The 17000-nt window shown below is 68.9% G+C and carries 17 protein-coding genes; 7 read left to right on the top strand and 10 right to left on the bottom strand.

Features of this window, described 5'->3' with window-relative positions; all coding sequences use genetic code 11:
* Positions 1-3: 3 nt before the first annotated feature.
* The 4 genes from D7I44_RS02565 to D7I44_RS02550 are packed head-to-tail and all read right to left on the bottom strand — an operon-like array spanning position 4 to position 3220.
* Positions 4-378 (bottom strand): hypothetical protein, encoded by a 375-nt coding sequence (locus tag D7I44_RS02565; RefSeq protein WP_120788049.1) that lies wholly within the window; start codon positions 376-378, stop codon positions 4-6.
* Positions 375-1253 (bottom strand): DODA-type extradiol aromatic ring-opening family dioxygenase, encoded by an 879-nt coding sequence (locus tag D7I44_RS02560; RefSeq protein ID WP_120788048.1) that lies wholly within the window; start codon positions 1251-1253, stop codon positions 375-377. Before D7I44_RS02560 ends, D7I44_RS02565 begins: the two co-directional genes overlap by 4 nt.
* On the bottom strand, positions 1254-2066 hold the full coding sequence (locus D7I44_RS02555; RefSeq protein ID WP_120790756.1) for a citryl-CoA lyase: 813 nt from the start codon (positions 2064-2066) through the stop codon (positions 1254-1256). It lies immediately after the preceding gene.
* Entirely contained in the window at positions 2063-3220 is a 1158-nt protein-coding gene (locus D7I44_RS02550; protein ID WP_120788047.1) for a CaiB/BaiF CoA transferase family protein, read from the bottom strand. The genes D7I44_RS02555 and D7I44_RS02550 overlap by 4 nt, the downstream gene beginning before the upstream one ends.
* Positions 3221-3343: 123 nt before the next feature.
* Here D7I44_RS02550 and D7I44_RS02545 point away from each other — a divergent pair, with 123 nt between their 5' ends.
* The 5 genes from D7I44_RS02545 (at position 3344) to D7I44_RS02525 (ending at position 8330) form a co-directional block, all read left to right on the top strand.
* Positions 3344-4147 (top strand): IclR family transcriptional regulator domain-containing protein, encoded by an 804-nt coding sequence (locus D7I44_RS02545; protein WP_181445593.1) that lies wholly within the window; start codon positions 3344-3346, stop codon positions 4145-4147.
* A 146-nt stretch (positions 4148-4293) separates the two neighbouring features.
* The gene (locus D7I44_RS02540; protein WP_120788046.1) at positions 4294-5316 is read left to right on the top strand and encodes a sugar ABC transporter substrate-binding protein; all 1023 of its coding nucleotides are present in this window, start codon (positions 4294-4296) and stop codon (positions 5314-5316) included.
* Positions 5313-6836, top strand: coding sequence for a sugar ABC transporter ATP-binding protein (locus tag D7I44_RS02535; protein ID WP_120790754.1), 1524 nt, complete (start codon positions 5313-5315; stop codon positions 6834-6836). The genes D7I44_RS02540 and D7I44_RS02535 overlap by 4 nt, the downstream gene beginning before the upstream one ends.
* Entirely contained in the window at positions 6833-7780 is a 948-nt protein-coding gene (locus tag D7I44_RS02530; RefSeq protein WP_120788045.1) for an ABC transporter permease, read from the top strand. Before D7I44_RS02535 ends, D7I44_RS02530 begins: the two co-directional genes overlap by 4 nt.
* A 7-nt stretch (positions 7781-7787) precedes the next feature.
* On the top strand, positions 7788-8330 hold the full coding sequence (locus D7I44_RS02525) for an NADPH-dependent FMN reductase (RefSeq protein ID WP_120788044.1): 543 nt from the start codon (positions 7788-7790) through the stop codon (positions 8328-8330).
* On the opposite strand, the gene D7I44_RS02520 is transcribed toward D7I44_RS02525, so the two are convergent.
* From D7I44_RS02520 to D7I44_RS02495, 6 genes are read right to left on the bottom strand one after another with little or no spacing between them, the layout of a single operon-like run.
* Complete coding sequence (locus D7I44_RS02520; RefSeq protein WP_245979942.1) at positions 8323-9387, bottom strand: mandelate racemase/muconate lactonizing enzyme family protein; 1065 nt, start codon at positions 9385-9387, stop codon at positions 8323-8325. The two genes, D7I44_RS02525 and D7I44_RS02520, sit on opposite strands and share 8 nt — an antisense overlap.
* Positions 9384-10292 carry a 5-dehydro-4-deoxyglucarate dehydratase gene (locus D7I44_RS02515; RefSeq protein ID WP_120788043.1) on the bottom strand — a complete coding sequence of 303 codons (909 nt, stop codon included), beginning with the start codon at positions 10290-10292 and terminating at the stop codon, positions 9384-9386. The genes D7I44_RS02520 and D7I44_RS02515 overlap by 4 nt, the downstream gene beginning before the upstream one ends.
* A complete protein-coding gene (locus tag D7I44_RS02510; RefSeq protein WP_120788042.1) occupies positions 10289-11218 on the bottom strand; it encodes an NAD-dependent epimerase/dehydratase family protein in 930 nt (309 codons plus the stop codon). Before D7I44_RS02510 ends, D7I44_RS02515 begins: the two co-directional genes overlap by 4 nt.
* A complete protein-coding gene (locus tag D7I44_RS02505; protein ID WP_120788041.1) occupies positions 11215-12555 on the bottom strand; it encodes a Gfo/Idh/MocA family protein in 1341 nt (446 codons plus the stop codon). The genes D7I44_RS02510 and D7I44_RS02505 overlap by 4 nt, the downstream gene beginning before the upstream one ends.
* A gap of 9 nt (positions 12556-12564) precedes the next feature.
* On the bottom strand, positions 12565-13464 hold the full coding sequence (locus D7I44_RS02500) for a carbohydrate ABC transporter permease (RefSeq protein ID WP_120788040.1): 900 nt from the start codon (positions 13462-13464) through the stop codon (positions 12565-12567).
* The gene (locus tag D7I44_RS02495) at positions 13454-14398 is read right to left on the bottom strand and encodes a carbohydrate ABC transporter permease (protein WP_120788039.1); all 945 of its coding nucleotides are present in this window, start codon (positions 14396-14398) and stop codon (positions 13454-13456) included. Before D7I44_RS02495 ends, D7I44_RS02500 begins: the two co-directional genes overlap by 11 nt.
* A 118-nt stretch (positions 14399-14516) precedes the next feature.
* Here D7I44_RS02495 and D7I44_RS02490 point away from each other — a divergent pair, with 118 nt between their 5' ends.
* Positions 14517-15521, top strand: a complete 1005-nt coding sequence (locus D7I44_RS02490; protein ID WP_120788038.1) for a LacI family DNA-binding transcriptional regulator — start codon at positions 14517-14519, stop codon at positions 15519-15521.
* A 115-nt stretch (positions 15522-15636) separates the two neighbouring features.
* Entirely contained in the window at positions 15637-16998 is a 1362-nt protein-coding gene (locus tag D7I44_RS02485) for an ABC transporter substrate-binding protein (RefSeq protein WP_120788037.1), read from the top strand.
* The last annotated feature ends 2 nt before the right edge of the window (positions 16999-17000 follow it).

The raw sequence follows: 17000 nt of genomic DNA, 5'->3' as shown, positions 1-17000 counted from the left end.
GGTTCAGACGTCGACGCTCGGGTAGTCCTTGCCGATCCAGTGGGCGAGGTTCGCCGCCATCTCGCGCTGGAACGACAGCGGCCCGAGACGGCCCGCGTACTCCTCGTCGTAGAGCGCGATCATGATCGTCAGGTTGAGGAAGAAGTGCGCGCCCATCTCGAACAGGGCGACGTAGTCGTGGGTCTCGAGGGCGGCCCGCTCGGCCTCGGTGAGGCGCAGCCAGCTGGTGCGCTCGACGGTGTGCGCGATGCCGAGCAGCATGCCCTGCCCGTTCTCCCACTCGGCGACGAGCCCCTGGGGGTCGGTGCGGTAGCGCTCGAGCAGCTCGGGGTCGCGGTCGATCTCGTAGAGGAACTTGTCGACGAAGTAGACGCTCATGCGCGCACCGCCTCTCGCGGGTCTCCGTTCGGGTACCACGTCACGTACATCTCGCGCGTGTGGAACAGATCGAGCTGGTCGACATAGGCGGCGAGCTCCGGCCCCGCGATTCCGAGCATCAGCACGAGGTCGAGGAAGCCGGGCGTCGCGTTGCCCGACTGCGAGAGCTTCTCGAAGGTGACGTCCTCGAGCACGGCGTCGACGTCGCCGCGCGCGAGCCAGTCGATCGCCTTGAGATCCCATTCCGGGTCGGGCCCGTGCTCGCCGAACTGGCGCGGACCGCCGAGCTCGAGCGACAGATGGCCGGTGCCGATGGCGGCGATGCGGATGTCCCGTGGGTACTCGTCGATGATCGACCTGATCGCGCGCCCGAGCTCGTAGAACCGCCGCGCGCTCGGCAGCGGCGGCGCGAAGATGTTCGTGTAGATCGGCACCACCGGCAGATCGGCCTGCGGCCTGGTCGTGATGATCGGGCAGATGATCGAGTGGTCGAGCTTCAGCTCGTGGCTGATCGAGAAGTCGAAGCCGCGGTCGAGCAGCCCCTGGAACATGTAGCCGGAGAGGTCCTCGTCGCCGGCAAGGGTGTACTTCGGGATCGAGAACTCGCGCTCCTCGTTGTAATAGGTCGCGTCATACACCGGCTGCTTCCCGATGAGGAAGGTCGGGTAGTTGTCGAGGAAGAACTGGTGGAAGTGGTCGCTGCCGACCATCACCAGCAACTCGGGCTGCGCGGCGGTCAGCGTCTCGCGGTACGCCTCGACCTTGCGCTTCCACTCGGCGGCCTGCGGCATCCGCTCGGCCTCGGGCGTCAGCTCGGTCGCCTTCAGATAGAACGGGTGGTGCGTCGACGCGAGCACCGCGGTGAGGGTTGCCATTCAGTTCTCCGGGTTCACTGGCGGCGTGTACAGGACGTGCCGGTCGACCTCGTCGTAGACGGCGGGCGCGATGGGGCTCTCGAGCTCTTCGGCGAGCTGGCCGATCAGGCCGGCCGTGCGCGCCAGCAGCGCGAAGCCCCGCAGCATCGGCAGCGGCAGCCCCGCGTCGGCGAGCGCGGCGCCTGCCACGCCTGCGCCGTTGAGCGGCAGCGCGCGCCCGAGCATCTCGGGGGCGACGCGGCCGAGCGCGGCGAACAGTTTGAGGTGCGGGCCGAGCATGCCTTCCTCAGCGGCGATGGCGAAGATCACGGGGGTGCGCGGGTCGCCCTCTTTGTGGTTGGGATGCCCGAGGCCGGGAACGATCCTGCGCGCCGCCCTGGCCGCCGTCAGCGCGTCGCGGGCTGCCGCGTCCCAGTCGACGTCGGTGTAGGCATCCGTGTCGCCGAGCCCGCCGAGCACGTCGTGCAGGTATTTTCCGGTGTCCTCCGTGACGCCGAGGAAGCGCGAGCCGCCCCCGAGCAGCCCAGCGGCGATCGCTCCCTGCAGGGAGTCGGGCGCGCTGTACAGGGTGAGCCGCGCGGCGATCGCGGTCGGCGTGAAGCCGTGATCGGCGAGCGAGACGAGCACCGCCTCGAAGACGCGCAGCTGGCCGGGCGTCGGGCGCCGCTTGGTGGCGAGCCAGTAGGCGAGCTCGGCGAAGCCGACCCGGCCCATCAGCTCGCCGGCGAGATCGTGGCCGAGCACCTGGATGGTGTGCAGATCGCTCGTGCCGATGCCGGTCGGATACTGGTTTTCGGCGGGGTGCTCGGTCATGAGCGCAGCCACTCCTTGATCTCATCGCTGTCCTGCCCGAGTGCGGGCGGCGGGGTCGTGTACGCGGGCACTGTGCGCGAGAAGGCGATCGGGTTGCGGATCATGGGCACGGATGCCTCACCGGAACCCACCCGCACGACGGGCTCGAGTCCCAGCCGCTCGGCGAGGTCGACGCCCTTGTCGATGGTGTTCACCGGCCCGCAGGCGATGCCTGCGGCCGTCAGCAGCTCGAACCACTCGGCGACCGTATGGTCTGCGAGGGCGGCGACCAGCAGCGGGCGCAGCTCGTCGCGGTTCACGTTGCGCCTCTCGGTCTCGGCGAAGCGCGGGTCGTCGGCGAGCTCCGGTCGCCCGAGCGCCTCGGCAAGCCGGCGGAACTGCGGGTTGTTGGCCGCGACGATGATGAGCTCGCCGTCGGAGGCGGGCAGGGGCTCGTAGGGGAACAGGCTCGGGTGGGCGTTGCCCATGCGGTAGGGCACATGGCCGGCGGCGACGTAGGTGGAGCTGTGGTTCGCCATCGCCGCGAGTGCCGTCGACAGCAGGTTCACCTCGACGTGCTGCCCCTCGCCGGTGCGGTCGCGGTGGCGCAGGGCGGCGAGCGTGCCGATCAACGCGTTCATGCCGCTCATCACGTCGAACACCGAGACGCCGCTGCGGTACGCGGGCCCGTGGGCGTCGCCGGTGAGCGACATCAGCCCGCTCATCGCCTGCACGATGAGGTCGTAGCCGGGCAGTCCTGCCCCGCCTGCGGAGCCGAAGCCGGAGATCGAGGTGTAGACGACGGTGGGATTCCGCGCGGCGACGCTGTCGTAGTCGAGCCCGAACTTGAGGAGCCCGCCCGGCTTGAAGTTCTCGATGACGACGTCGGCGCGACGGGTCAGCTCGTGCGCCAGCCTGAGATCGCCGGGGTCGCGGAAGTCGAGGACGACGTCGCGCTTGTTGCGGTTCACCCCGAGGTAGTAGGTCGAGACGCCGTCGCGCTCCGGTGGCGCCCAGCCCCGGGTCTCGTCGCCGACCGGGCTCTCGACCTTGATCACGTTCGCGCCGAGGTCGCCCAGCTGCTGCGTCGCGTACGGCCCGGCGAGCACGCGCGAGAGATCGGCGACGAGGATGCCGTCGAGCGGTCCCCGCGGGCTTTCGGCGCTGCTGGTCATCTGTGGGAACGGACCTTTCTTGTCATCATCGACGAGATTTTCGGACGGTTGTCCGTCAGCCGGTCAGATTTTCAATCTATGCTCATGCGTGCACGTGAGTCAATGGCCGCACGAGGAGGGATCATGCGCGAGAAGGCGGGTCCCGATTTCATCGAGTCGCTCGCAAGGGGGCTCGACGTGGTGCGGGCGTTCGGGCGCGGCTACCGCACGATGTCGCTGAGCGACCTGGCGGCGGCGACGGGGCTCGCGCGGCCGACGGTGCGGCGCATCCTGCTCACGCTCACCGATCTCGGCTACGTGCGCGGAACGGCGGGCGTCTTCGAGCTGACGCCCCGTGTGCTGGAGCTCGGCATGTCGTACATCTCGTCGAGCGACCTCTGGACGGTCACCCGCCCGCGCCTCGAGGAGCTCGTCGGACTGACCAACGAGTCGTGCTCGATCGCGCAGCTCGACGGGCCCGACATCGTCTACGTCTCGCGCGTTGCGGTGCCGAAGCTCGTGACCTTGTCGGTCAGCGTCGGTACGCATTTCCCTGCGCTTCCGACCTCGCTTGGCAAGGTGCTGCTGGCCGCTCTCTCGCCTGAGGAGCTCGACGCTGTGCTCGCCGCCCCCTCGCGCTCCGGCGTGGTGCCGTCGTGGCGACCCGACCGCGCCGAGATCGATGCGGTGCTGCGTGAAGTGCGTGCGAAGGGCTGGGCGCTGACCGACCAGCAGCTGGCTCCCGCGATCCGCTCGGTGGCGGCGCCGGTGCGCAACGGCGAGGGCAGGGTGGTCGCCGCCGTGAACGTGAATGCGCATGCCGCCGAGACGAGCCTTGAGACCCTCACAGAGGACTTCCTGCCGAAGCTGCTGCGCATCGCCGGCGAGCTGAGCTCCGACTGGGCGCTGTGGGAATCCCGCCCGGTCGCCGTCGTTGGCGCCAAGTAGCGCATCTCTTTCCGGCATCCGTTCGCTCGTCCGGTGCTTGACAGCGCCGTTCGGCGCGTTGATCATTACTGACGACACCCGAGTGTCCGTATGACGGACAGTTGTCCGCCAGTCTCACGCTCAATGACGAGAAGAGAGAAGTCCACATGTCACCGCGCATCAGAGCGCGCGCTGTCGTGGTCTCGGCGGTGGCTGCGGCCGCCGCCATGACGCTGGCCGGCTGCAGCACCGGCACCGCGTCGACGCAGTCGACACCCGCGTCGAACAAGACCCTTCAGATCGCCTACCTCTCGTTCGCCGTCGCGAACAGCTATGACGCCCCCATGCTCGCGGCCGCGCAGGCCGCGGCCGCGGACGGGAACGCCAAGCTGACCGTGTTCGACGCGAACAACGACCCGCAGAAGCAGTTCACCCAGCTGCAGAACGCCATCGCCTCCGGCAAGTACGACGGAATCATCACCCAGCCGATCCTGTCGACCGGGCTCACGAGCCTCGTCGAGCAGGCCATCGGCAAGGGCATGAAGGTCGTCAACATCGATCAGATCCTCGGGCCGAGCTATTCGACCGACGAGCCGCAGATCAAGGGCCTCTCGGCCAACGTCACCTTCGTGCCGACCGATATCGGCAAGGGGCTCGGCGAGCAGACCGTGGCCGCGTGCGCGGCGCAGAGCCTCGACCCGTGCGACGTCGGCTACCTCTACGACATCAAGGCCTCGACGCTCGACGTCGCGATCCGGCAGTCGTTCGACAAGGCGGTCTCCGGCTCGCCGGTCAAGGTCGTCGCAGAGGGCGAGGACTTCTTCACCCCAGCGAGCGGCGTGACCGCCGTGCAGAACATGCTGCAGGCGCACCCGGAGATCAAGATCATCTCGGGCTCCGACCAGGGACTCGAGGGCGCGCTCACGGTGCTCGCCTCGACGAAGAAGCAGGTCGGGCTCGTCGGGTTCGGCGCGAGCGGGGCGGGCATCAACGGTCTCAAGGCCGGCACGATCTTCTCCGAGACGGCGCAGGCGCCTGCCTCTGAGGGGCGTTTGGGCGTGCAGGCGCTGATCAAGGCGATCCGCACCGGAAAGTCGAGCGGCGCGATCGACCCGGTGGCGCAGCTGCCGGGCAAGGGCCTCATCACCAAGGAGAACGCAGACAAGTTCACCGCGGAATGGCCGGGATGAGCCTGTCGCCCAGTGCGCGCCCGATCCATCTCGAGCTGCGAGGGATCGGCAAGTCGTACGGGGGCACCCCGGTGCTCACCGACATCGACCTGACGATCCCTCGTGGCACGGTGCACGGCCTCGTCGGCGAGAATGGCGCAGGCAAGTCATCGATCGGCCGCATCATCGCGGGCATCGGCCAGCCCGACCGCGGCGAGCTGCTCGTCGACGGGCAGGAGGTGAGCTTCCGCTCCCCCCGCGAAGCGCTCGCCATGGGGATCGCGACCATCGCGCAGGAGCTCTCGCTCGTGCCGAGCCTCACCGTCGCCGAGAACGTCTACCTCGGCTCGGAGCCTCGGCGGGGCGTCTTCATCAGCAGCCGCCGGCTGCGCGCGCAGTTCCTCGAGCTCGCTGCCGGCGCCGGCTTCGAGCTCGACCCCGACGCGGTGGTCGGCGGCCTGCGCACCGCCGACCAGCAGAAGGTCGAGATCCTGCGTGCGATGTCACGGGGTGCCTCGTTCATCATCATGGATGAGCCGACCGCAGCGCTCTCGCGCGATGACACGGCGCGGCTCCACGACGTGGTGCGGCGGCTCGCGGCATCCGATCACACCGTCCTGCTCATCTCGCATTTCCTGGGCGAGGTGCTCGACCTGGCCGATGACGTCACGATCCTGCGTGACGGCCGCATCGTGCGAGGCGGGCCTGCGAGCGCCGAGACGGAATCCTCGCTGATCGAGAGCATGCTCGGTCGCAAGCTGACCGCGCTCTACCCCGAGAAGGCCGCGGCGGTCGCTGGCGCCGACGCCGTTCTCGAGGTCGAGGGCCTGCGCGCCCCGGGCGTCGACGATGTGTCGCTCGCCGTGCGCGCGGGCGAGATCGTCGGTCTCGCCGGCTTGGTCGGTTCCGGCCGCAGCGAGCTCGCGCACGCCCTGTTCGGCTCGGTGCGTCGCAGCGGCGGTGTCGTGCGCATCGGCGGCCGCGCGGTCGGCAGGGGCTCGCCCCGGCGCGCGCTGCGCCACGGCGCCTACCTGATCCCCGAGTCGCGCAAGGAGCAGGGCCTCGTGCTGCAGCGCCCGGTGCGCGAGAACGTGACGCTTGCGAGCGTGCGCGAGTTCAGCATCGGCGGCTGGATCAGGGCAGGCCGAGAGCGGATGTCTGCGCAGGGCGCCCTCCGCGACGTGACGGTGCGCGTCGACGCGGCCCCTGAGCCCGTCGCGAGCCTGTCCGGCGGCAACCAGCAGAAGGTGCTGTTCGCTCGCGGCATGCTGCGCGCTCCCGTGCTGCTGATCGCCGACGAGCCGACGCGGGGCGTCGACGTCGGCTCGCGGCGCGCGATCTACGACCTGCTCGTCGAGCAGGCGGCGCGCGGCGTCGGCGTGTTGATGATCTCGTCCGACCTGGACGAGGTGCTCGGGCTCGCACACCGCGTGCTCGTGATGAGGAACGGCGCGGTGAGCGCCGAGTTGGAGGGCGAGCGGATGACCGAGGCGAATGTGCTGAGGGCGGCGTTCGGCGCCGCCGGAGAGGAGTCACGATGAGAGGGCTCGCGCTCAGGCGCCCGTCGTTCAGGTCGATCGCGATCCTGGTGCCGTTCCTCGTGCTGTTCATCGCCCTGTCGATCGGCAGCAGGCCGTTCCTCACGAGCATCAACCTGCTCAACATCCTCGACCAGCAGTCGTCGACCCTCATCATCGCGGCTGCGGGCACGCTCGTGCTGATCGCGGGCGGCATCGACCTCTCAGTCGGCGCCACCTATTCGCTCTCGGCGGTCGTCGCGGCCGAAGTCGCGCAGACCCACGGCCTGGCGCTCGCGGTGGTCGCCGGGCTCGCGGTCGGTGTCGTCGTCGGGCTCGTCAACGGCGTCGTCAGCACCTACGGGCGCATAAACGCGCTGATCGCCACCCTCGCGATGTCGTTCATCATCTCGGGGGTCGGCAGCAGCGTGTCGAAGGGCAACCTCATCGTCCTCACGAACTCGCCGAACTTCGCGAAGATCGCGCAGACCGACTTCCTCGGGGTGCGCACCTCGATCTGGATCGCGGTCGTCATCGTGGTCGTCCTCGGGCTGCTGCTCGCGCGCACGACCAACGGCCGGTACCTCTATGCGGCCGGCGGCAACGCCGAGGCGGCCAGGCTCGCCGGCATCCGCGTCAATCTCGCGCGCATCCTCGCGTTCACGATCAGCGGGTTCACGGCGGCGCTCGGCGGCATCATCGACACCTCGCGCGTGCTCAGCACGCAGTCGTCCTCCGGCACGACCCTCACCTTCACGGTGCTCGCGGGCATCGTGGTCGGCGGCACCTCGATCCTCGGGGGCGAGGGCGCGGTGTGGCGCACGGTCGTCGGCGTGCTGTTCATCGCGCTGATCGGCAACGGCTACGACCTGCTGGGCGCGAATGCGCTGTACGAGCAGATCACGCTCGGGGTCATCCTGCTGCTCGCGGTGGGTGTCGACGCGTGGTCGCGGGTGCTGAGGCGATGATGGGGGCATGAGCACTCTTCTCGTCATCGTCGCGAGCGTCCGACCCACCCGCATCGGAGGAGCGGTCGCCGAATGGGTGCTCGAGCACGCCACGCAGCGCTCCGGATTCGAGGTGGAGGTCGCCGATCTGCGCGAGCTCGACCTGCCGATCATGAACGAGCCGCACCATCCGCGCCTCAAGCAGTACGAGTACGAGCACACGAGGCAGTGGAGCGCGATCGTCGACGATGCAGACGGATTCATCATCGTGACGCCCGAGTACAACCACAGCATCCCGGGCGCACTCAAGAACGCCATGGACTACCTGCTGCAGGAGTGGCGCGGCAAGCCGGTCGGCGTCGTCAGTTACGGCGGCGTCTCGGCCGGCACCCGTGCGACCGTGGCGCTGCAGGTCGTGCTCGCGAACTTCGCGATGCGGGGCACCGCGGCGAACGTCGAGATCCAGTGGGTCGCGCAGCGCATCGACGAGCGCGGCGCCTTCGTCACCGACGAGCGACTCGACGCCGTCCTCGAAGCTCAGCTCGACGAGCTCGCCGCCCTGCTCAGCTGAAACGGATGCCGGTGCCGAGCGTCGGCCCGCCCGTCACGCGGCCTCTCGCGAACTCGAGCCCGGTCGGCTCGGCGAGCGCCCCGAGCTCTGCGAAGCCGGCGGACTCGACCACCTCGATGCGGGTCGGCTTCGCGACCGCGAACGCCAGCTGCGCAGACAGCTCCGGCAGCAGGTGGAACGCGAGCTCCTTGTCGGCGGACTGCACGAGCTCGGCGATGCGCAGCGCGGGCGTGATGCCGCCGACCCTGATCACGTTCGGCTGCAGCACGTCGGCCGCGCCCGCGTCGATGAACTCAGCGAAGCGGTACTCGGTGTGCAGGTTCTCGCCGACGGCGATGCGCACGCCGGTCTCGCGCTTCAGCTCGACGTGGCCGCGCAGGTCGTCGGCGCGCAGGGGTTCTTCGAGCCAGGTGAGGTCGAGAGGGCGGAACGCGTGTGCGGCTGCCACGGCCTGCGGAAGCGTCCAGCGCTGGTTCGCGTCGACCATGAGCTCGACGTCGGGGCCGATCACCTCGCGGACCGCCTGCAGCCGGTCGAGGTCCTCGGCGAGCTCCGGCTTGCCGACTTTCACCTTGATGGCGGGGAAGCCGGCCGCCGCCCAGCGCTCGGCCTGGGCGACGAGCTCGGCAAGCGGGTAATGCAGGTTCACGCCGCTGCCGTAGGTGTCGAGCGAGCGGTGCGCTCGGCCGAGGAACTCGGTGACGCTCACGGACTCGCGGCGCGCGGCGAGATCCCACAGGCCGAGGTCGACGCCCGCGAGAGCGATCGTCGTGATCCCGCCGCCGCCCGCCTCGTGCAGATGCGTCCACGCCTCCGACCAGCGCCGCGACGCGGCCTCACGGCCGAGCGCGAAGCTCGTGATGTCGTCGTCGATCAGCGCCTTGACGGCGGTCGCGCCGATGGAGGGCGTCCAGGAGAATCCGTAGCCCGTCGCGCCGTCCGAGTCGGTGACCTCGACCTCGATGATCGAGATGTCGCGCACGTCGGGGCCCCACGGGCGCGTGAGCGGGATGCGCTTCAGCCGTGTGCGGATCGCCGCGATGACCGCCTGGTTCACAGCAGCGCTCTGCCCTGGGCGATGATCGCGGCGAGGCGCCCGGTCTGCTCCGGAGTCGGGTCGGTGAGCGGGGCGCGCACCGACCCGACCGGCAGCCCGGCGAGCCGAACGCCCGCCTTGACGAGCGAGACCGCGAAGCCAGGCGTCTCGTCGCGCAGCCGCACGAGCGGCACGTAGAAGCCGTCGAGCAGCTCCTGCTGACGGGCGTCGTCGCCGTCGCGGTAGGCCTCGAACCAGGCGGTGGCGAGGTCGGGGGCCATCGCGAACACGGCTGACGAGTACAGCGGCACCCCAATCGCGCGGTACGCCGCCTGGCTGAGCTCAGCCGTGAGCAGCCCGTTGAAGAACTGCAGCTCGCGCCCAGCTCGCCGCGCGGCGAGCACGAAGCGCTGCATGAGCGCGACGTCGCCGACGCCGTCCTTGATGCCTGCGACGTGGTCGCGCTCGACGAGCGCCGCGACGGTCGATTCCGTGAGCTGCGCGTTGGCGCGGTGGTACACGATGACAGGCAGAGCGGATGCCTGCGTGATCGCATCGACGTAGGCGAGCAGCCCCGCCTGCGGGGCGCCGACGAGGTACGGCGGCATCACGAGCAGGCCGTCGGCGCCGGCATCCGCCGCGGCACGCGCGACCTGGCGCGCGTGCCCCAACGGCCCGCCCGCGCCCGCGAGCACCGGCACCCGCCCGGCGACGGCGGCCACCGATTCGCGCACGACGAGGGCGGACTCCTCGGCGGACAGCGCGTGGTATTCGCCCGTGCCGCAGGCCGCGAACACGCCGGCGGTGCCCGCCTCGACACCGCTCGCGACGTGCTGCGCGAGCAGCTCGGCGTCGACGCGGTCTGCCTCGTCGAACGGCGTGACGGGGAAGAACAGCGGCCCGTCGGCGAACGCGAACCCTGTCATGCGGTGGCCTCCGATTCCCGCGCCTCTTCCGACTCGTCCGACTCCGCTGCGAACTCCGTGCGCCATGAGCGCCGCGGACTCCAGCCGAGCAGCCGCTCGGCGCGCGCGCTCGAGAAGACGGGGTCGGTGTCGCCGAGAGCATCGGCGAGCGCCGCAGTCTCTGGCACGAACCGCGCGAGGGCGCCGGGAACGGGCTCGCGCACGAGGGAATCGCCTGCGCCGACGAAGAACACGCTGCCGTTCGGCGCGGCGTGCGGCTGCGCGAGCCACGCGAGCACGAAGTCGCCCGCGTCGCGCGCGTCGACGTAGTTGAACAGGGACACCGCCGACAGGGCCGGGTCGTCGAGGCGCTCCTCGATGGTGTGGCCCTGCTGGGTCGGTGCCCCGAACCACTCCTCCGGCGCGATCACATAGCAGGGGCGGAAGACTCCGAGCCGCAGGGGAGTGCCCGCGCGCACCTCTTCCTCCACGAACTCCTCGATCTTGACCTTCGCCCGAGAGTACGCGTTCCACGGCGCGAGCGGGTGGTCCTCGTCGAGCGGCAGGAAGGTCGGCTGCCAACCGTCCGGCGCGTTGTAGCCGATGACCGTCGGACTGCTCGCGATGAGCACCGTGCCGACACCCGTCTGCTTCGCCGCCTCGACGACCCCGAATGCGAGCGTGGTGTTGGTGCGATAGATCACCTCGTCGGGGGCGCTGAACGGCACGGCGATCGCCGCCAGATGGACGACGGCGTCCGGCTGATGCGCCTCGAAGACCTCGCGGAAGGACGCGGCGTCGCCGAGCTCCCTGACGATCTGGGTCGCGGGCAGGCCCGGGACCTCGACCCGGTCGACCGAGACGACGTCGTGCCCGGCGTGGGCGAGCACAGTGACGACGCTGCGGCCGAGCCGGCCTGCGCCGCCGGTGACGAGAATCGTGCTCATCGCTCGTCCCCGGATCCCAGCCCGAGCTCCTCGACGGTCACGGCCTGGCCGCTCTCGAGCGAGCGGTTCCCGGCGAGCCCGACTGAGACGGCACGCACGCCGTCGCGCCAGTCGGCCGCGTGCCCGAGCGGGTCGGCGCCCACGCCGACGAACACCTCGCGCAGCAGGCGGGCGTCGCCGCCGCCGTGGCCGCCCTCGCCCTCTGGAATCGGCACCTCGCGCGCCAGCTCGAAGTGCTTCTGCACCACGAGTCGGTCGCCGACCGGCCGCGCGCCCCCGCGCACGACCGCCTCGGGGTGCGCGCTCGGGTCGACGACGTGCTTCCCCGATTCGTCGACGACCACCGCGCCGCGCTCGATCACCGTGAGCTCCGCGCGCCCCTTCGTGCCGTTGACGGCCACGTTGTATCCCTCCCACGGCGAGTGCGCGTTCAGCGAGTACGACATCGACGCGCCGCGGGCGTAGTCGACGACGAGCGACAGGTTGTCCTCGATCGTGATGCCCGGATCGAACACGTCGCGGTCGCGCAGGTAGCCGTCGAAGGACTCCTGGTCGAAGTACAGGGCGCGCAGCTGCGGGTCCTCGCGCAGGTCGAGGCTGAACGCGTCACGCAGGGGCGAGTCGATCGAGCCGCGTGGCGCACGCTCGCCGAGCCCGCGGCGCGCCGCGTTGTCGGCGCCGTAGAAGCGCAGGCCCCCGCTCGCGAAGACTCTGGTCGGGGCATCCGCAAGCCACCAGTTGACCAGGTCGAAATGGTGACTCGCCTTGTGGATCAGGAGGCCGCCCGAGTTCTCCTTCTGGCGGTGCCAGCGGCGGAAGTAGTCCGCGCCGTGCGCCGTGTCGAGCACCCACTCGAAGTGGACGGAGGTGACCTCGCCGATCTCGCCTGAGGCGATGACCTCTTTGAGCGCGGTGTTGCGCGGCGAGTAGCGGTAGTTGAACGTGATCGTCACGTCGCGGCCGGTCCCGCGCACGGCTCCGGCGATCTCGCGCACGCCCTCGACGCTCGTCGTGAGCGGCTTCTCGGTGATCGCGTCAGCCCCAGCGCCGAGCGCCGTCGCGACATAGTGCGCGTGCGTGAAGTCGGGGGAGGTGACGATCACGCGGTCGATCCGAAGCTCGCGCACGGTGTCGGCGAGCCTGTCCGGCTCGAAGCGCGCCGGGGCGGGCACGCCGGCGGCCGCGAGCCGCGCCTCATAGTGGTCGAGGCGCCCCTGGTTGGTATCGGTCCACGCGACCAGCTCGGCGACGTCGGCATGCGGGCCGGCGATCGCGTCGAGGTACATCTGGGCCCTGGAGCCCGTGCCCACGAGCAGATAGCGGATGCGGGAAGACATGCAGTTCCTTTACTTGATTCCGGTGGTCGCGATTCCGCGCAGCAGGTAGCGCTGGCCGAGCGCGAAGACGATGAACAGCGGCAGCAGCGAGACCACCGACATGGCGAACATCCCGCCGTAGTCGGAGGTCGACTGCGCGTCGACGAACCCCTTCAGCGCGACCGACACCGGGAATTTCGGTGTCTCTCTCAGATAGATGAGGGGGCCGAAGAAGTCGCTCCACGTCCAGATGAAGGTGAAGATCGCGGTCGTCGCGAGCGCAGGGACCATCAGCGGGATCGTCACCTGGAGGAAGGTGCGCACCTGCCCCGCTCCGTCGATGATGGCGGCCTCGAACAGCTCCTGAGGCAGCGCGCGGATGAACTGCACCATCAGGAAGATGAAGAACGCGTCGGTCGCGAGGAACTTCGGCACGATCAGCGGCAGGAAGGTGCCGAGCCAGCCGAGGTTCTTGAAGATGATGAACTGCGGTACGAGCACCACGTGGATCGGCAGCATGATCGTGCACAGCATCACCGCGAAGAACAGCGACCGTAGCCGGAACCTGAGGCGCGCGAACGCGTAGGCGGCCATGGAGCACGAGATCAGGTTCCCGATGATCGCGCCGAGCACGAGGATCGACGAGTTGCCGAGGAACACCTGGAACCCGAGACCCTGCGAGGTCCAGCCCTTCACGTAGTTGTCGAGCGTGTGCGTGCTCGTGAAGATGCTCAAGTCGGTGAAGATCTCGCCGTTCGGCTTGAACGACGACACGACCAGCCAGATGAGCGGGTAGATCATCACGATGGACAGGGCGATCAGCCCGACATGCTTGAGAACGGATGCCGTGATCCGGCGCCTCTTGTGCGCCCGGCGCCACCCGTCTGAGCCGATGGCGAGCGTCGTCACGGACAGTCTTTCAGTCGTCATAGAACACCCAGAATCGCGAGAGCCAGAAGTTGAGGGCGGTGAGGCCGCCGATGATGAGCAGCAGGAACCAGGCCATCGCCGAGGCGTAGCCCATGTGCAGCTGCGTGAAGGCCTGCTGGTAGAGGTACAGCGTGAAGAACATCGTCGAGTCGGAGGGGCCGCCGGTGCCGCCCGAGACGATGTAGGCCTGCGTGAAGGACTGGAACGCGAAGATCACCTGCAGAACGAGGTTGAAGAAGATGATCGGCGTGAGCAGCGGGAACGTGATCGAGAAGAACCGCCTGGCCGCGCCCGCGCCGTCCATCTGCGCGGCCTCGTAGTACATGTCGGGAACCTGGCGCAGGCCCGCGAGGAAGATGACCATCGGTGAGCCGAAGGTCCAGATGTGCAGCACGATCAGGGTGCCGAGCGCGAAGTTGGGGTCGGAGACCCAGCCGGGCGCGTTGTGGATGCCGAAGATCGCGAGGAACGAGTTGAGCAGGCCGTTCTTGCCGAACACCTGCGTCCACAGGATCGCGACGGCGACCGAGCCGCCGAGCAGGCTCGGCAGGTAGAACACCGAGCGGTAGAAACCGAGGCCCCGCATGCCACGGTCGAGCAGGATCGCGAGGGCGAGCGCGAGTGCCAGCTGCAGCGGCACACCGATGCCGACATAGATCAGCGTCACCTTCAGCGAGTTCCACAGGCGCGGGTCGTGGAACATCTGCACGAAGTTCGCGGTGCCCGCCCAGTGCGGCGGCTGCAACAGGTTGTAGTTCGTGAAGGCCAGGTACAGGGAGTACAGCATCGGGCCGATCGTGAAGACCAGGATGCCGACCAGCCACGGGGCGATGAAGGCATACCCCGCTTTGTTGTCGGGGAAGCGGTTCTTGAGCTTGACGCCCCCCTTGCGCGCATTCAGCGCCAGGGTGCGCAGCTCACCAAGACTGCTCACGGAGACCTCCTCGTCTCGCTCGGGCTCATTCCGTTTCCCACTGTCTGCATTCGACAGTCGAGAAAGCGGTTTCTCACATTCGATTGATTGTCACGACGAGTCGTGCGAATGTCAAACCATGGTTTCTCGCACAGGCACGACGACGATCGCCGAGGTGGCGAAGCACGCGGGGGTGTCGCCTGCGACCGTCTCGCGCGTGATGAACGGCCGCTTCGTCGGCGAACCGGCGGTGGCGGATCGGGTGCGGGCATCCGCTCGGGAGCTGTCGTACTCGCCCAGCCATCTCGCGCGCTCGCTGGCGCTCGGCCGTACGAAGGCTGTGGGATTCCTGGTCCCAGACCTCGCGAACCCGACCTTCCAGGAGATCCTGTCGGGGTTCAGCAAGGCGGCCTCGCGCGACGGGTATCGCGCGTTGATCGCGGATTCCGACGAGTCGTCGTCGGAGGAGGCCCTGCTCGCGACCGAGATCCGCAGCCGTTGTGACGCGGTGGTGCTGTGCGCGCCGCGTATGCCGGAGACCGAGCTCGTGAAGCTCGCCGCAACCCTGCAGCCGCTCGTGCTGATCAACCGCACGTCGCGCGCCGTGAGCGCCCCGTCGCTGTCGATCGACTACCAGGCCGGCATCCAGACCCTGGCCACGCACCTGTACGAGCTGGGCCACCGGCACCTCGTCTTCGTCGAGGGGCCGGAGGAGAGCGCGTCGAACTCGTATCGCGTGCGCGGGCTCGACGAGTTCCGGCGCGCCCACCCCGACGTGGTGCTCGACCGGATCCGCGGGGGAGCGGCCTTCGAGGACGGCTTCGCCATGGCGGACGCCGTGCGCGGCACGGGCGCGAGCGCGGCGCTCGCCTTCAACGACCTGGTCGCAGTCGGGCTGATCAACGGGCTCGCCGAGCTCGGCGTCAGCGTGCCTGGGGACATCTCGGTGACCGGCTTCGACGACATCCGCTTCGCGCGCTTCTTCACGCCGACGCTGACCACCGCTTCTGTGCCGCACGAGGAGCTCGGCGCAGAGGCCTGGCTGCGCCTCAATTCGGTCATCAGCGACGCGAGCCGTGGCTTCGATCTGATGTTCCAGCCCCGCCTCGAGGTGCGCGACTCGACGGCGCCGGTCGCCGCCTGAATCGCGTCGAGCGTGGTATGCCAAATTGTTGTCACTGTCACATTGACAACGTTTTAGCTCGCCGCTACCGTTCGTGAAAGCGGTTTCTCGGCCGCAGTCACCAAGGAGAGGCGCAATGACGCGTAAATCCCGCACCATCGCAGGTGCCGCAGCGGCGACCATCGTCGCAGTTTCCCTCGCGCTCACCGGGTGCTCCGGCAACGGCGCGAGCACCAAGAGCCACAGCACGAGCGATGCTGGCAGCTCCAGCAGCTCTCAGGCCAAGTACGACCCGAAGCAGAAGGTCACCCTGAACGTGACGTGGTGGGGGGCCGACTCCCGCACCGCCATCATGACCAAGGTGTTCAGCGCGTTCGAGGCCAAGTACCCGAACATCACCGTCACGGCGCAGCCGGTCGGCTCGCCCGATGACGAGTTCAACCGCCTGGCCACCGACTTCGCCGCCGGCACTGCCCCCGACGTGTTCGCCCTCGGCGGTTCGAAGCCGCAGGACTACGGCTCGCAGGGCGCCCTGCTCGACCTGAGCACGGTCTCGAAGTACCTGCCCTATGAGAAGGACTATCCCAAGTTCTCGCTCGCGAACGGCACGGTGAACGGCGTGCAGTACGCGCTTCCGACTGGCGGCAACGCGGTCGGCATGCTGATCAACAAGGACATCTGGGCGGATGCCGGGGTGGACGTTCCGACCGGCACGATCACCTGGGCCCAGCTCGACAAGGACGCGGCCAAGATCTCGGCGGCCGAGAAGAGCAAGGGCATCGTCGGCCTCGACCTGCGCGTTCAGGACATCCTCGGCACCTATGCCGCGCAGGAGAACAACGTCGGCCTCTACGGCTCCGACGGCAAGGTCGCGGTCAAGTCCAGCGTCATCAAGAAGTGGTACGACCAGGAGAAGGCGATGGTGAAGGACGGCGCTCTGCCCGACCCGTCGGTCATCGCGCAGAACTGGAACGTCACCCCGGACCGCACTCTGTTCGGTACGGGCAAGGCGGCCATCACGTTCGGCTACTCGAACCAGATCAGCGCCTACACGCAGGGCCTCAAGGGTGCGAACGTCGCGCTCATCGCCCCGCCGACCGACACCAAGAACTCCGGTGTCTCGGTGCTGCCGTCGCAGTTCTGGGCGATCGCCGGTCAGTCGAAGCATCCGGCGCAGGCCGCTCTGCTCGTCAACTACATGCTGAATGACCCGGATGCCGCGAAGCTGATCCTGGCCGACCGCGGTCTGCAGTTCAACGACAAGGTGCTGAAGGTCGTGCAGCCGCTGCTCGACCCGAACAACGCGCAGGGCGCGACCTACCTGGAGAACGTGCTGAAGGTCGGCGTCGTCGCGCCGATCCAGCCCGCCGGCGCCGAGAACGAGACGCAGCTCGCTCAGCGCACCGAGTCCGACATCCTGTTCAACAAGACGTCGAGCAGCGATGGCGCGGACAGCTTCGTCTCCGAGCTGTCGCAAGACCTGGCCTCCGCCCAGTAGTC

The sequence above is a fragment of the Gryllotalpicola protaetiae genome, from assembly GCF_003627055.1.
Classification (GTDB): Bacteria; Actinomycetota; Actinomycetes; order Actinomycetales; family Microbacteriaceae; genus Gryllotalpicola; species Gryllotalpicola protaetiae.
Note: the sequence above shows the minus strand (reverse complement) of the source record. Positions and strands in the feature narration are given on the sequence as shown.

Coding starts and splice junctions, on each gene's coding strand:
- D7I44_RS02510 (WP_120788042.1), bottom strand. CDS start 11,218: ATGAGCACGATTCTCGTCACCGGCGGCGCAGGCCGGCTCGGCCGCAGC.
- D7I44_RS02500 (WP_120788040.1), bottom strand. CDS start 13,464: ATGACGACTGAAAGACTGTCCGTGACGACGCTCGCCATCGGCTCAGAC.
- D7I44_RS02565 (WP_120788049.1), bottom strand. CDS start 378: ATGAGCGTCTACTTCGTCGACAAGTTCCTCTACGAGATCGACCGCGAC.
- D7I44_RS02490 (WP_120788038.1), top strand. CDS start 14,517: ATGGTTTCTCGCACAGGCACGACGACGATCGCCGAGGTGGCGAAGCAC.
- D7I44_RS02540 (WP_120788046.1), top strand. CDS start 4,294: ATGTCACCGCGCATCAGAGCGCGCGCTGTCGTGGTCTCGGCGGTGGCT.
- D7I44_RS02505 (WP_120788041.1), bottom strand. CDS start 12,555: ATGTCTTCCCGCATCCGCTATCTGCTCGTGGGCACGGGCTCCAGGGCC.
- D7I44_RS02545 (WP_181445593.1), top strand. CDS start 3,344: ATGCGCGAGAAGGCGGGTCCCGATTTCATCGAGTCGCTCGCAAGGGGG.
- D7I44_RS02515 (WP_120788043.1), bottom strand. CDS start 10,292: ATGACAGGGTTCGCGTTCGCCGACGGGCCGCTGTTCTTCCCCGTCACG.
- D7I44_RS02555 (WP_120790756.1), bottom strand. CDS start 2,066: ATGACCGAGCACCCCGCCGAAAACCAGTATCCGACCGGCATCGGCACG.
- D7I44_RS02560 (WP_120788048.1), bottom strand. CDS start 1,253: ATGGCAACCCTCACCGCGGTGCTCGCGTCGACGCACCACCCGTTCTAT.
- D7I44_RS02530 (WP_120788045.1), top strand. CDS start 6,833: ATGAGAGGGCTCGCGCTCAGGCGCCCGTCGTTCAGGTCGATCGCGATC.
- D7I44_RS02535 (WP_120790754.1), top strand. CDS start 5,313: ATGAGCCTGTCGCCCAGTGCGCGCCCGATCCATCTCGAGCTGCGAGGG.
- D7I44_RS02525 (WP_120788044.1), top strand. CDS start 7,788: ATGAGCACTCTTCTCGTCATCGTCGCGAGCGTCCGACCCACCCGCATC.
- D7I44_RS02485 (WP_120788037.1), top strand. CDS start 15,637: ATGACGCGTAAATCCCGCACCATCGCAGGTGCCGCAGCGGCGACCATC.
- D7I44_RS02550 (WP_120788047.1), bottom strand. CDS start 3,220: ATGACCAGCAGCGCCGAAAGCCCGCGGGGACCGCTCGACGGCATCCTC.